Genomic DNA, 14,437 nt, shown 5'->3' with positions numbered 1-14,437 from the left:
CACCATCCCGAACCCCGACCGTCCCGGCGGCGTTCTCATTCCTCAATTAAATCCCTTTTCTGCTTGCCACCCATTTCCCACTCCTGTATACTTGTAACAAAACGATAAAAGAAAGAGGGATAACAATATGAATGAACACGCAGTGGTCCATATAAAAAAAGGTGAAGCCCGTTCCCTGAAGGCAGGCGGAATGTGGATTTATGATAATGAAATAGAACGGATTGAGGGAGAATTTGAAAACGGGGACATGGTAAGAGTTCTGGATTTTGACGGTTATGTCCTGGGGACAGGTTTTATTAACACCCGCTCCAAGCTGACTGTCCGCATGATGTCACGCAGAAAAGATACAGTGATTGATAATGCATTTATCGAGATGCGTGTCAGGAATGCCTGGGAATACAGGAAGGCCACGGTGGATACCTCCAGCTGCCGAATTATTTTCGGTGAGGCCGATTTCCTGCCGGGTATCGTGGTTGATAAATTTTCCGATGTCCTTGTTGTGGAATCACTGGCGCTCGGCATTGACCGCTTAAAACCCGTCATCCTGGACAGCCTGGAAAAAGTGCTTCTGGAAGACGGTATCAGCATCCGCGGCATTTATGAGCGCAGCGACGCCAAGGTGCGGCTTCAGGAGGGTATGGAACGGTATAAAGGATTTATCGGTGAACCGTTCGATACACGCGTAGAAATTGAAGAAAACGGCGTCCGCTATTATGTGGATGTAAAGGACGGCCAGAAGACAGGATTTTTCCTGGATCAGAAATATAACCGCCTGGCTATTCAGAAACTCTGCAAGGGAAAACGTGTCCTGGACTGTTTCACCCACACCGGTTCCTTTGCCTTAAATGCGGCTGTCTCGGGAGCCAAAGAAGTCCTCGGTGTGGATGCCTCGGAGCTGGGTATCGCACAGGCAAGGGAGAATGCCGAATTAAACGGCGTATCCGAAACCGCCTCCTTCCTCTGTGCCGATGTGTTTGAACTCTTACCTGAACTGGAACAGAAGGGGGAAAAGTTTGACGTCGTTATCCTGGATCCTCCCGCTTTCACCAAATCCAGAAACTCTATCAAAAATGCGGTCAAGGGATACCGGGAAATCAATATGAGAGGACTCAAACTGGTAAAAGACGGAGGGTTCCTCGCCACCTGCTCCTGCTCCCACTTCATGAATCCGGAGCTTTTTACAAAAACCATCCGGGAGGCCGCCACAAGCGTCCACAAACGCCTCCGCCAGGTGGAATATCGGACACAGGCCGCGGACCATCCGATTCTCTGGTCCGGCGATGAATCATCCTATTATCTGAAGTTTTACATTTTCCAGGTATGTGACGAAAAATAAATAGTGGGAATATTAAGTGTTCCCGCCACACATTTCACTGACAGCAACAGCGCCCCAGCGGGCCGGTTTCTTGAAAACCTGTCCCGCTGGGGCGCTGTCGTTGTTTACTATATAATGCTGTTCTATAATAATACCGTTCCGTTATGATCTGAAACTCTAATATCCAGGCGGCCCCGAATACTCCACGTTGTTCCCTGAATTGTTAGAACCCGGCGTGTTGTAATTGCTGCCGTTTCCACTTCCCGTGCCTGTTCCCGGCGGCAGAATCACACCCGTGTCCGTATTGCTTCCCGGCGCCTGATTCTGATTCTGGGAGTTGGATGAACCGCCTCCCGGCGCATTATTGTAGCCCGGCGAGGTTTCGCTTCCCGGTGCATTATTATTGCTGCTGCCGCCTCCCGGATAGTAACCGCCCGTACCCTCCGTGCCCGGATGCGTGCTTTCCTCCGTTGAACCAGGCCTTATAACGCTTCCGGTCTCCGTCTCCGTAGGTCTTTCCGAGGGTCTTGAAGGATTGCTCTCGTTCTCCCTTGACGGGAATATCATATTGCCCTGGGAATCCGTTTCAGCCTCCGTAGGTCTGCCCGGATAATATCCCGAAGAGGACGATTCATCCGTTCCGTGGGTGCCGTGCTCATTCTCCCCGGATTCAACTGTAATATCGATACCGTGTTCCTTTGTCTCTTTCGTCTCGTCCGCAGCCGTCGTCTTGGGAACCTGTCCCCCTCCTGTTCCCATGTCACCGGCCGGCTTGGCCTCCTTCGCAAGGCCCGTATCGGAAATAATCTTCCTGCTGATGCTCTTTACCGTATCCGTCGGCACATAGTTATCATCGCCAAACAGGAACTTATGGAGTTCGATTACGTTCTTCTCCAGAGTCTGAGGAATGACGCAGTCTCCCTTCTTCCCCATCTTGGCTTCCCCTCTGGCGCTGGGGAATCCGGTGGTATCGCTCATATGGAACTTGGGCAGTGTCCTCGCTACCGAAAGCAGATCACTGAGCTGGATACTGGTCGAAACCTGCGGATATATGGTCTGTATGACATTGTTAATCGTAGACCAGTCGGCTTTCTTAAACTTCTCAAATGCAAGGGAAATGACCTTCCTCTGCCGTTCCGTTCTGGCATAGTCCGTATCCATGAGGCGGAGTCTTCCGTAAGCCACTGCCTGAACACCGTCCAGATGATTCATTCCCGTTTTTTTCAGATGAACGGAGTAAACTCCCGTCGCCTTGACCGTCTCGGTGATGAAGGCATTAATATAGTAAAGTTCCGCCTTACTTATCTCCACATCAATACCGCCCAGGATATTGATGGCATCCGCCACCGCTTTCCAGTTAAATGTGGCATAATCGTCTATATCCAGATCCAGGTTCTTGTTCAGTGCCTTTACAGCCTGCTCAGGTCCGCCCTGCAGGTATGCCGCATTGATTTTATTGTATGAATTTTTGTCACTGATGTTAAGGTACGTATCGCGGAAAACGGAAACCAGCTTAATTTCACCCGTATCCATGTTAATATTGCAGACCATGTTTACATCCGAGTTGTTTCCCTTACCCACCGATGAGTTACGGCTGTCGACGCCGAAGACGGCAATCGTCCAGTACCCCTTCATCTGTTCCTGTTTTTCCTGTGAGATTTCAATATTTTTAATCTCATCCGGATTCCACTGGAGCCTCGACATGCCGCTCAGACGCTTATCCACATAAGAATACGCGGCGAAGGCAATGACGCTCAGGAGGATCAGTACTTCAAAGAGAATAATAACAATCTTTCTTTTCCGTTTCTTCGCTTTTTTCCTGGCGGGAGTATTATAAATTCCTCCGCCCTTTTCCGGCTCACCGCGGCGTCTGCCCTTATCTTTTTCCTGCGGTGCCTCTTTCCGGCCGCGGCTTTTTTTCCGGCTTTCCTGCTCCTGACTCGGCTTGCCGCGGTTTGGCCTCTCATGATTCGGCCTGTCGTAGTTTGGCCGGTCGTAATTCGGCCTGTGGCCGCCCCCATCCGTAAATGTATCCGTGATCAGGTTAAGCCCAGGCTGTGAATACCCAGGCTCTCTGTGTTTTCTCTGTTCAATTTCCCTGTCCCCCGTCCGTTTGACAGGCTGTCTGGCCCGGCTCTTCCTGTTTCTGGAGCGGTCCACGTCGTCATCATATCCCATGCATCTGACCTCTTCTTATTATATACTAATATGCATTCTTGTTGATAAATCCCTTAAAGAATGTCAGGAATAAAATCTTGAAATCAAATCCCAGGGTCCAGTTCTCAATATAGTAGAGATCGTGCTCAATTCTCTTCGTAATCGAAGTATCTCCCCTGTACCCGTTGACCTGAGCCCAGCCGGTCATTCCCGGCCTGACCTGGTGTTTAATCATATACCGTGGAATTTCCTCTTTAAACTTCTCCACAAAGAACGGCCGCTCCGGCCTCGGTCCGACAAGGCTCATATCACCCTTCAGGACATTAAATAGCTGCGGCATCTCATCGATGCTTGTCTTTCTGATAAAACGGCCGATAGAAGTAACCCTCGGGTCACCCGGTGTTGTCCACTGGCTTTTTTCCTTGACCGCAGGCTGAACCGTCATCGAGCGGAATTTATACATCTTAAAAGGTTTATTATGAAGTCCGACGCGCTCCTGGCTGAAAATAATCGGTCCCGGGGATGTTATCTTGATCCCGATTACGGTCAGAAGCATAAATGGTGAGAATAAAACCAGGGCCACCAGCGCTCCGAAAATATCCACGCTCCGCTTTACCGTCGCATTCATCAGACTGGTCAGCGGGACATGACGGATATGAATGACGGGAAGGCCCTGAAGGTCCTCCATAAATGGTTTTGTCGGGATAAAATTGTGGTAATCCGGAATAAACTTCGTATGAACGCCTGATTTCTCACAGACGGCCACGATACGCTCCAAATCACCGTACTCTTTGATACTCAGTGTAATGGCAATCTCGTCCAGGGTGTTAAGCTCAAGAATTGTATTCAAATCGGTTGTTTTGCCAATGACCCGCACATCCTTGTATTCCTTGCCCCATTCCTCGTGATCGTCCAGAATTCCCCTGACCTTATATCCCCATTCGGGGTTTGCATTCACCCGGTCGATAAATCCCTCGGCCGCGCGGCTGTACCCCACAAGGAGAAGATGCTTCTGGTTGTATCCCTTCGAGCGCATGGAACGAAGCGCCTTGCGCAGAATATTCCTGACCAGGACTTCGCTGATTACATTGATTACAAAGAAGACTACCAGCATGGAGCCGGAAAAGTTTATAAAATATGGATTTTTCCTGAGGGCGAACAGGAACAGTGAAATGATTAGAAGGCCAATTGTGTTGGCTTTCAGAATATTCGCCAGTTCAAGCCTGCGCCCCTGCACCCGCTTCGGTGTATATAAATGAAAAAAAGCATAGAGTATCAGATAAAACGGCACAATAACCACGGCAGTCATCAAGTATACGATCGCCATTACCTGTTTATTGTGAGGCGTCACACCAAACCATGGATTTCCAATCTGGATATACCACGCCAGGGCATAGGAAAGCAATATTACAATGGCATCCAATACCACATGGAAATTATTCAGACGTTTCTGATTATCTTTTATCATAGTATCTCACCTAGATCCTGCTGTTATTCATCAAGGCGGTGAAAAGCACGTTCTACGGACCTTTCACCGCCATTCTTTTTTCTCAGGCTCCCGGTCCTGACGGGCCGCTTCCGCCGGGCGACTGGTTAGAAACCGTATTCGTCCCTGAGGAAGAGTTACCGCCTGACGTGGAATTATTTCCTGAAGGAGAATTACCGCCCGACGGGGAATTGTTCCCCGAAGGAGAATTGCCGCCCGATGTCGGACTGCTGTTCGGTGAAACAGAACTCTCTGCCGTCGGCTTACTGTTATTCTCTTTTGTTTCTCCCGGTTTGGTTACGTTTGAATTCCCCGGGCCTGTCGCTGCCGGTCCGGTTGCATTGCCGTCCGGATCCGCCTCCGTCGTCTTATCGGAGCCGGGCTTCGAAGCGCTTGAAGGCCTTGTGGAAGATCCTGGACCGCTTCCCGGTCCGACGCTGCCCGGGCCGTAACCCTCATTGTCCTCATCATCCCAGTCGGGCCAGTCGTCCCAGTCACCCCAGCTTTCGTCCGTGCTGGACTCACTGCTGTCTGCGGTTCCGCTCTCATCGGTGGAAGATTCGTCGGTCTCATCGGTTTCTTCCGTCGATGATTCCCTCGTAGCATCTTCTTCCGCCTTCTTCTCAGCCGCTTCCGCAGCCACCTTATCCGCCTGTTTCTGCGCCTTTCTCTTGACATAGGAACGGGCATTCACTCCCTGGTCAACCGGAACATGCCCAATCAGTTTACCCTGATTGTACATACCGGATACACTGGCGATATGTTCGCTGTACTGGCTGACGTTAGACGGAACCTTGTAATCCGGTTCGTCAAAAAGGAATTTATGAAGTTCTTTTACGTTGTATTCGAGTGTCTGCGGTACAACGCAGTCTCCGATTTTACCGATATCCATCTCTCCTCTGGCTGCCGGGAATCCATAGGTGTCTCCCATATGGTAGGTAGTAATATTCTTGGCAAGAGGAATCAGATCCGTAAGTGTAAGGTTCGTAGCCACCTGAGGCATAACCGTCTCAATCACACAGTTTAGTGTAACCCAGTCGGCTTTCTTTGCTTTTTCAAATGCCTTGTTGAGAACGATACGCTGACGCTCGGTACGGGCATAGTCCGTGTCTCCCAGTCGTAAACGGCCGTAAGCTACGGCCTGAACGCCGTCCAGATGCACGTCGCCTGCTTTTTTCAGATGAGTGGAGTAAATTCCCGTCTCTTCTACCGTCTCTGTGATATATGCATTAATCCAGGAGAATTCATTCTCGCTGAGCGTGATGTCGATTCCTCCGAGGATATTGATGGCATCGGCCACTGCTTTCCAGTTAAATGTGGCATACTGGGTCATGTTGAGGCCCAGGTTCTTATTCAGAGCCTTTACCGCCTGCTCGGGTCCGCCCTGTGCATAAGCGTAGTTAATCTTATTATAAGAGTTTTTGTCATTTACATTCAGATAAGTGTCCCTGAATACGGAGGCAAGCCGGATTTCACCGGTTTCCAGGTTAACGCTGCAGATCATATTAACATCCGAGTTGGTGCCTTTTCCCACATTCATCTTACCGCCGACGTTTCTGGAATCCACACCGAAACAGGCAATGGTCAGATACCCCTTCATCCCTTCGATCTGATCGTCGGTAAGGTTAACGTTCTGTACTTCCTCCTCATTAAAGTCAATCACCTGAAGGGAACCAAACGTTCTTTCGTATATGTACCAGCCTGCAGCGCCCACTACCAGAACGAGGAGAATCAGAATCTCCGCCGCAATGATCATGATGCGTTTTTTCTTATCGGGCCTTCTCTTTCTGTTATTTACTTTCTGTTCTCTGTGTCCGCGTCCGGAAGAACCCGAGGTTTTACTTCCGCGTACGGAGCTTCCTCTGCTTCCCCTGGGCCCGCTGTATCCGGAGCGGAAAGCGTCACCGCCGTCCGACGCACTGCGCCTCGTTTCTGTGCTGTGCCCGGAACCACGTTTTTCGGCAGCACGTCTCTGCTCCCTGCGGGCCCTCATGCGCTCCAGCTCATCGTCCTCATAATTCATTAAGACACCTCAACTTTCGCCATTTTTTTCTTTCGTCTTCTGACGGCAAATTCATATACATAGACGAACGTGCCGGCAATCAGCTCCATCTCGATTGTGAGATAGTGCCTCAGGTTTTCCGGCCTGTATTTCACCTTCCTGCAGGTGTGTGCCGTCTTAAGACCTTCTTTCAGGCCTTCCAGATAATCTTTTTCATACCCCAGTTTTCTGAAAAACAGATACTTGAGAAACGTCCCCGCTGCGATCGGAACCGCATTAATTAAAAGCTGCAAAAACGGCATATTCTTATAATTTAAGTAAACATTATTCCGCGCCGCCAGCTTCACTTTAAAAGAATTGTACTTGGAACCGCTGGTTCCGCTGCCCACATGGTACACAACCGCCTGAGGACAGTATATATTGTCATATCCGGCAATTTTTGCCCGGTATCCCACGTCAATGTCTTCCAGGTAGGCAAAATGCATCTCATCAAAATAGCCTATCTGTTCAAATACTTCCCGGCGGTAGATGGCCGCACCGGCACAGGCTGAAAATACCCTGCACGGTTTCCGGTAGCGTTTTATGTCCTGGCCGACTCCGCGCTGGTAGGCCCAGCCGAGCAGAGAGTACATATCACCGGCGTCATCCATAAGCTCCGGATGATACATCTGAATCATCCTGCTGCTGACGGAAAAAACCTTCGGTGAACACGCAACAGCCCTGACCATCTCGGCGACAAAATATTCATCCACCCTGGTATCGTTATTGAGAAGAAGCACATAAGGTGTATCTGCCGCTTTAATGCCGATGTTGACCGCACCGGAAAATCCCGTGTTTTCACTGAGGAAAACCGTTTCAATCCGATGTTCGTTAAGCCACTCCACACTTCCGTCGGAGGAGCCGTTATCCACAACCAGAATTTTGAAATTCCTGTAAGTCTGGGCTTTCAGCGCTCCGATGCACTCATCCATGAACTTAAGCCCGTTATAGTTGGGAATAATAACCGTTGTTGTTAATTCCATATTCATTTCCTTTAAATTTCCAGCTTGTATGGTTCCCCTATCTTTTCCTTCTTCAGATCCCTCAGGGCAAAATTCGATTTCCTGAGCGTCAGGTTCGGGTTGTAGTATGGATCGCCGTCTCGTAATATCTCCGGCCACTTTTCAGAGAATATCTTTATCTCCCTGTTAAAGCGCTCTACCTTCTCCGGAGTGTCCTCCAGTCCCCTGGACTTGGATTCGTAATGATATAACAGGGCATACGGGTTATATACCACCAGTTTACCTGCCCTGCGCACTTTCATGCAATAGTCGATGTCGTTAAAAGCAATGGCCAGCTCTTCCGAGAAACCGCCGACCTCCTCAAACAGAGCCTTCTTGCTCATCATGCAGGCCGCCGTCACCGCACTGTAATCCTGTGTGCTCATCGCGCGGTGGAAATAGCTGTTCTCCGCCTGGTGCAGACCGATAAACGTATGTCCGGCGATTCCTCCAAATCCCACGACAACACCGGCATGCTGAATCGTATCATCCTGATAAAGAAGCTTCGCTCCTACAATGCCCACATCGTCCCGCTGGCAGAGTCCCAGCATTTCCTCGATAAAATTCGGGGCTATCAGTTCGGTGTCATTATTTAAAAACAAGAGATAATTTCCATTCGCAAATGTCACGCCGAAGTTGTTGATCGCCGCATAATTAAACTCGCGCTCCCATTTTACGACACGGACATTGGAAAATTCTTTCTGTATCTTATCATAGTATTCAAATGTTTCTTTTTTCGTACTGTTATTCTCAACTACTACGAATTCCACGTTTCTGTAAGCGGCGCGCTCACAGATGCCGCGGATGCAGGTGTCCAGATCCACATGGTGATCCTTATTTGGAATGATAACGGAGACAAGCGGGTTGCCGTTAATCCGGTAAACCGAGTGGTAAATCCCGTAATCCACTCCCTTTTCCACCTTTTCCGCCTTTATGCCGACTCTGTCATAATGGGCCATGATTGCCCTGGCTCCGGCCTCGAACGCGTAAAGCTTGCTCTCCGGGTTGCTGGCCGTGGAGTCCTGGTGGCACCGCCAGTGGTACAGCACCTTCGGTATATGGCAGATCCGGGCCGCCTTCTCCGTACAGCGGAATATGAAATCATAGTCCTGGGCGCCGTCGAATTCGTTTCTGAATCCTCCGACCTCGGCCGCCAGTTCGTGGCTCACCACAAACAGATGGCAGATATAATTGACGCTGCACAGCAAATCAATATTAAAATCGGGTTTGAAGTGGGGATCAAAAAGAGCCCCGCCGTCCATATCCATTTTATCCTCATCGGAATAAAGCACATCGCATTCCGGATTCTCATTGATCGTCCTTGCACATTCATACAGGGCGTCCGCCGTCATCACATCGTCGTGATCGGCCAGAACGATGAAATCACCGTCGGCCATGTCAATCGCCGCATTAGTATTGCCGGAAATCCCTTTGTTCTCTCCAAGAATCACATATTTAAAACGTCTGTCTTTTTCCGCATAGCGGCGCAGAACGCGTTCCACGCTCTCGCCTCTCGGGCTTCCGTCGGCGACGCAGACTTCCCAGTTTCCATACGTCTGCTCCTGAATCGAATCCAGCATCTCCTTCAGATACCGCTCCGGCGTCTTGAAAACAGGGATAACGATGGAAAACTTCGGCATATAGTCGAAGCGTTCCTGCCTCTGCCGTTCCAGTTCTTCGGGAGACGGTTTCGTTAGGGAATACCACTCTCCATAATCATAGTCGTTGTCAATCCCCTGAAGTTTATGGCGGGATTTCAGAAGAAGGGCCTTAAACCCGTTCTCTTTCCAGAAATCCAGGCAGACATGGACCGTCTCCATGTTCATCAGATCTCGCATCTTCTGCATCCGTTTGTGGGCCACGCTGCTTCTCTTCTTAATTAAGTCCTCATTGTACTTAACCCTGATACGCCTGCTCTCCCCACGGATCACCAGATAATAATCCTTTCCCCGCTCATAGGGAAACTGAATGTCAAAGCCGAATTCCCGGTCCAGCACCCTGCCGAAATAGATTTGGCTTACGTCATCCCTTCTGGTTGGAACATACTTATACTGAAGCGGATTATGGGCCTCGTCCTCGACTCCGTACGTAATCTTCGTATCCGGCGTCTTTCCGATGGCCCAGCCGTTAAGCTGTATGGAATTTTCCCGTATTCTTACCACATCCACATTAAATTTCATACCGTCACCTGCTGTTCCCGGCCGAATCCGCATCCGTGTCTATTTTGACATCCGGCTTCACCGGTTTCGCGTCCGAACTTTTATCCGAATCCGCATCTGAAAGTTTCACATCTGCGTTTCCGGTTTCCATATCACTTTTTTCATCAAAATTCAGCCGTTCCTCTTCTACGACAAGCGGCCGTTTCATCACTCTTGAATTGATGGACAGAATATACTCTCCCACCAGACCGATGAAAAAGATCTGAACAGATCCCAGAAAGCACATACCGATAAGAACCGGGGCCATGCCGGCCGGAAAATCATACCAGTGCCATAATTTCATGATGAGATAGACAAGGGCCACAACCATGCTGATGGCGGCGCAGACGCTGCCGAAAATGGTTGCCAGCCGCAGTCCCACTTTTGTGTAGGATGTGATGCTCAGCATCGCGGCATCATATAATTTGTAAAAATTGTTGTGTGTCTTTCCGGCTCTTCTCTCCGGCTGGACATAGGGAATCTCTTTCCTCTTATATCCCAGTTCCGCCACAATCCCCCGCAGAAACGGCGTAGGATCGTCAAGTCCTCGCAGGATCTCAATAAAGTCCCTGTCATAGAGCCCCGAGCCTGTAAAATGCTCGATCTGCTCGACATCGGACAATTTCTTTATCAATTTATAGTAGCAGCTTCTGAGCCAGTACATGACCGGGTTCTCTTTGCTGCCCTTTTTTATTCCGATTACAATTTTATAGCCGTTCTCCCATTCCCTGACATACTGGGGAATCAGTTCCACCGGATCCTGGAAATCCGCCACCATGCTGATGACACAGTCGCCCGTCACCTGAAGCATTCCATAGTAGGGCGAATTAAACTGTCCAAAATTCTTTGCATTGAAAATTGCCTTGATCCGGCTGTTCTCACTGCAGAGCCTCCGAAGAACCGGCCTCGTATTATCTGATGAGTCATTGTCGATAAATACCAGCTCATAATCATAGCCCGGCAAATCACGTTCCATGGTTTTTACAATTTCTTCGCTGATAGGGCCGACATTTTCCTCTTCGTTATAACAGGGTATTAAAATACTGATTTTTTTCATTGGGAAACTTCTCTCTCTTCTTTTTACCTGTCATTTACGCTCCCGCACTAAAATGTGAGGAAACTCCTCGCGGGACATTACCTGTGAACAGTAACGAATAATAGCCGTAACTTATAACTTCCTTATATTCTAAACGCCTTTACAGCATTTGACAACCTACAATTTTCTTAAAATATTACGGATTCCTTGCTCAAATCTTATTTCCGGACGCCATCCGGCCACACGTTCCATCTTCCCGATATCGGGAATCAGGTTCACGACGCCCTCGGCATTGGGAGCCCGGAGGCCGTATTCGAAGCTTCCACGACGGCCGCAGAGTTCATAAATCTGCTCCACAAAATTACGGAGCGGCCCCGTTTCTTCCATCGGCCCTCCCAGATTGTAGACACAGCCGTGATCCAGAAGTCTGCCCTCATACTCCGCAAGCGCCGCAAGCGCACGCCCGGCATCCTCAATATAAAGGAAGTTCCACTTCTGCGTACAGTCCGACAGTTCCATGTGACCCCCCTTTAAAAATGTGCCGATACAGGTGGAAATGAGGGACCACGGATGATCCCCCGGTCCGTAGGTGCTGAAAATACAGGCATGTCCGTAATCCAGCGACAGTTCCCTGCAAAGTTTTTCCGCTTCATGGCGGACCTTTAATTTTGCTTCCCCATAGGGAGAACCGGGATGGCAGGGAATATTCTCATCCATCGGCGTGTCATGGATTCCGTATTCCGCCTGGGAGCCGGTAAAAAGGAAACGGGTGCAGCCAAGAGCCGCAGCCGTCCTCACAGCGTTTAAGGAATCCTTGACGCTTTCCTCCTGTACCCCCGCATCTTTCCTGGAATTGCTGCCGGCGCCGCGCCATCCCATATGAAGGAATACGCTGCATGGCTCCTCAATCCTATTAACAAGGTTACCCAGATTTCCCAAATCTTCTTCAATAATTGTAAGATTTTCAGGTATTTTATGATTTTCAAGGAGCAAATCCGCCTTTGCCGAGTGTTCCCTGAGAACGGCAAACACATGATGGCCTCTTCGGAGAAGCTCTTTTACCGCCCCGGTCCCGACAAAGCTGGTCGCTCCGGTCACTACTATATTCATTCTTTTTTCCTTTATTTCAGATTTCCTTTATTTCAAATCAGTTTCTGATTCTCGGTATCATCATAATCTTATCCATCTCCTCATCGGGAAGAAATGGCGATAAATCTTCAAGCGGCGGTGACACAAGCGTTCCGTCCGGAAGTTTTTTCGCCGCCGACTTCGGCTCAAAGTTCTGTTCCATCGTCACGAATACTTCGCAGATAACCGGTCCGTCCAAAGCCAGGGTTTCTTCCACCTTATCGCCGATTTCCGCGTTATTGTGGATTGTAACATACGGGAAACCGTAGGCCCAGGCCAGTTTTTCCATGCTCGGGAACGTCAAATCCCCGCTATCCACGCCGATGCCGACCAGAGGCTCCCCGAAGAAATTCTTCTGGGTCTGGCGGATGGAATGGTAACCGCCGTTATTGATAATAAAAATCTTAATCGGCAGATAGTTCCCTATCACGGTCTGAAGCTCCTGCAGATTCATCTGGATGCTTCCGTCCCCGGTTACAAGAACAATATCCTGGTCATGGTCCGCAACGCAGGCTCCAATCGCCGCCGGAAGGCCATACCCCATAGAGGCAATTCCGGAGTTGGAAATAAAGCGCTGCCCTTTTTTCATAATATTGCCGTGTCCGCAGACCACATTGGCAGAACCGTTGCCTACTACGACAATCTGTCCCTCGTTCAGGCGTTCGCTCATCAGGCGTGCAAAGGCATATACATTGGCCTCCGTCTCCGTGCCGTCCTCAAGATGGCGTTTCAAAACGACCGGATAGTCGCGTTTCCAGCCCTGGCAGGTCTTCACCCACTCTTCCTGCGCCGTTTTATATTCTTCTGTGATTGGTGCGGCGCCCTCCGGCGTTCCCTCCGCGTCAAGCACCTCTTCCATCACGGTGAGGAGATCTTTTACATCGGCATGAACCGGCATATCCACATGGAACGTCGGTTTTTTCAGCTCTTCGGCATCGATGTCGTTAACAATCACATAGGCAGCCCTTGCCCAGGTGTCGAAGCGGTATCCAACCTGGCGGAAGCTCAGACGGCTTCCCAGGGAAAGCAGCAAATCGCTGTTCTGGATTGCAAAATTACCCGCCCGATCGCCCACATTGCCGCCTTTTCCCACATACAGCGGATGTTCATCATAGATACAGTCGATACTGTCCGCTCCCGTGGCAACCGGAATTCCCAGTTTTTCCACAACGCGCATAAATACATCGTGGGCGGCTCCGATGCGGATTCCATTGCCCGCATTGATCACCGGGCGTTTGGAAGAACGTATCTTCTCAATGACCGCCTTTGCCGTATCACGGCTCACCGGCGCAGGAAGGATTTCCCGGTACTCTCCCTTCCCCTTTGTATCCTCGGGTATCTCAGAAGCCGACGGAGCGCTCCAGCCGGTTCCTCCTGCCTTATAATCGTCTGCGTCAAAGCCGGTCAGATCGTCCGTCTCAATGACAGCCGCCTGCACATTCAACGGAATGTCGAGCCACACGGGCCCCGGACGGCCGCTGTAAGCTAAATACAGCGCCTTCTCCATACAGAAACGGATTCTCATCGGATCGATGACCATCTCGCAGTATTTCGTCATATTCGCCACGGATTTCGTAATATCATACTCCTGCTCCCCCATGGCTCTCAGATGAAGGCCGGTGCTCCTGGCCGTCGTATCGTAACGGACCTGCCCGGAAATCACAAACATCGGAATGGAATCCATATAACCGCCTGCCACTCCCGTCATCGCGTTAATCCCCCCCGGCCCGGTAGTCACGCAGACAGCAGCGATCTTATTATTAATCCTCGCATAACTCTCCGCCGCCATGGCGCAGGCCTGCTCATGGTGATTGTACATGCAGTGAAGACCTTCCTGATGCCCCAGGGCATCGTCCAGGTGCATCGCACCTCCGCCTGTAATCATAAAAACATCGGTAATTCCTGCGTCTAAAAGTTTTTCCGCAATATAGTTGGAAACTTTCTTTTGCATAGTGATTCATTCTCCTCTTCAAACTCTATTATTTATAAATTTCCATTGTTTATTTTTTCATACTATAACGTCTGCTACGCCGACATTATGTCATATTCACTTCGTGCATATGAGTCTCCGACGG

General features: G+C 49.8%; 9 protein-coding genes. 1 reads left to right on the top strand and 8 read right to left on the bottom strand.

Annotated elements, in window-relative coordinates:
- Positions 1-127: 127 nt before the first annotated feature.
- Positions 128-1,336, top strand: a complete 1,209-nt coding sequence (locus QZT18_RS21970; RefSeq protein WP_294151553.1) for a class I SAM-dependent rRNA methyltransferase — start codon at positions 128-130, stop codon at positions 1,334-1,336.
- Positions 1,337-1,492: 156 nt separating this feature from the next.
- Here QZT18_RS21970 and QZT18_RS21965 read toward each other — a convergent pair whose 3' ends face one another.
- The 8 genes from QZT18_RS21965 to QZT18_RS21930 form a co-directional block, all read right to left on the bottom strand.
- A complete protein-coding gene (locus tag QZT18_RS21965) occupies positions 1,493-3,493 on the bottom strand; it encodes an LCP family protein (protein WP_294151551.1) in 2,001 nt (666 codons plus the stop codon).
- Positions 3,494-3,518: 25 nt separating this feature from the next.
- Positions 3,519-4,940 (bottom strand): undecaprenyl-phosphate glucose phosphotransferase, encoded by a 1,422-nt coding sequence (locus tag QZT18_RS21960; protein ID WP_294151549.1) that lies wholly within the window; start codon positions 4,938-4,940, stop codon positions 3,519-3,521.
- 82 nt (positions 4,941-5,022) lie between these two features.
- Positions 5,023-6,981 (bottom strand): LCP family protein, encoded by a 1,959-nt coding sequence (locus QZT18_RS21955; protein ID WP_294151547.1) that lies wholly within the window; start codon positions 6,979-6,981, stop codon positions 5,023-5,025.
- A complete protein-coding gene (locus QZT18_RS21950; RefSeq protein ID WP_294151545.1) occupies positions 6,981-7,982 on the bottom strand; it encodes a glycosyltransferase family 2 protein in 1,002 nt (333 codons plus the stop codon). The genes QZT18_RS21955 and QZT18_RS21950 overlap by 1 nt, the downstream gene beginning before the upstream one ends.
- A gap of 11 nt (positions 7,983-7,993) precedes the next feature.
- Complete coding sequence (locus tag QZT18_RS21945; RefSeq protein WP_294151543.1) at positions 7,994-10,180, bottom strand: glycosyltransferase family 2 protein; 2,187 nt, start codon at positions 10,178-10,180, stop codon at positions 7,994-7,996.
- A 4-nt stretch (positions 10,181-10,184) separates the two neighbouring features.
- Positions 10,185-11,255 (bottom strand): glycosyltransferase family 2 protein, encoded by a 1,071-nt coding sequence (locus tag QZT18_RS21940; protein WP_294151542.1) that lies wholly within the window; start codon positions 11,253-11,255, stop codon positions 10,185-10,187.
- A 156-nt stretch (positions 11,256-11,411) separates the two neighbouring features.
- Complete coding sequence (locus QZT18_RS21935) at positions 11,412-12,344, bottom strand: NAD(P)-dependent oxidoreductase (RefSeq protein ID WP_294151540.1); 933 nt, start codon at positions 12,342-12,344, stop codon at positions 11,412-11,414.
- A gap of 37 nt (positions 12,345-12,381) precedes the next feature.
- On the bottom strand, positions 12,382-14,313 hold the full coding sequence (locus tag QZT18_RS21930; protein ID WP_294151537.1) for a thiamine pyrophosphate-binding protein: 1,932 nt from the start codon (positions 14,311-14,313) through the stop codon (positions 12,382-12,384).
- Between the last annotated feature and the right edge of the window lie 124 nt (positions 14,314-14,437).

Source organism: uncultured Clostridium sp. (genome assembly GCF_900547735.1).
GTDB lineage: Bacteria > Bacillota > Clostridia > Lachnospirales > Lachnospiraceae > Otoolea.
The sequence above is the reverse complement of the archived record's forward strand: the minus strand, read 5'-3'. Positions and strand labels throughout refer to the sequence as shown.

Excerpts from the sequence above, each read along its gene's own strand:
- QZT18_RS21945 (WP_294151543.1), bottom strand. The coding sequence starts at position 10,180 with ATGAAATTTAATGTGGATGTGGTAAGAATACGGGAAAATTCCATACAG.
- QZT18_RS21930 (WP_294151537.1), bottom strand. The coding sequence starts at position 14,313 with ATGCAAAAGAAAGTTTCCAACTATATTGCGGAAAAACTTTTAGACGCA.
- QZT18_RS21950 (WP_294151545.1), bottom strand. The coding sequence starts at position 7,982 with ATGGAATTAACAACAACGGTTATTATTCCCAACTATAACGGGCTTAAG.
- QZT18_RS21940 (WP_294151542.1), bottom strand. The coding sequence starts at position 11,255 with ATGAAAAAAATCAGTATTTTAATACCCTGTTATAACGAAGAGGAAAAT.
- QZT18_RS21955 (WP_294151547.1), bottom strand. The coding sequence starts at position 6,981 with ATGAATTATGAGGACGATGAGCTGGAGCGCATGAGGGCCCGCAGGGAG.
- QZT18_RS21965 (WP_294151551.1), bottom strand. The coding sequence starts at position 3,493 with ATGGGATATGATGACGACGTGGACCGCTCCAGAAACAGGAAGAGCCGG.
- QZT18_RS21960 (WP_294151549.1), bottom strand. The coding sequence starts at position 4,940 with ATGATAAAAGATAATCAGAAACGTCTGAATAATTTCCATGTGGTATTG.
- QZT18_RS21970 (WP_294151553.1), top strand. The coding sequence starts at position 128 with ATGAATGAACACGCAGTGGTCCATATAAAAAAAGGTGAAGCCCGTTCC.
- QZT18_RS21935 (WP_294151540.1), bottom strand. The coding sequence starts at position 12,344 with ATGAATATAGTAGTGACCGGAGCGACCAGCTTTGTCGGGACCGGGGCG.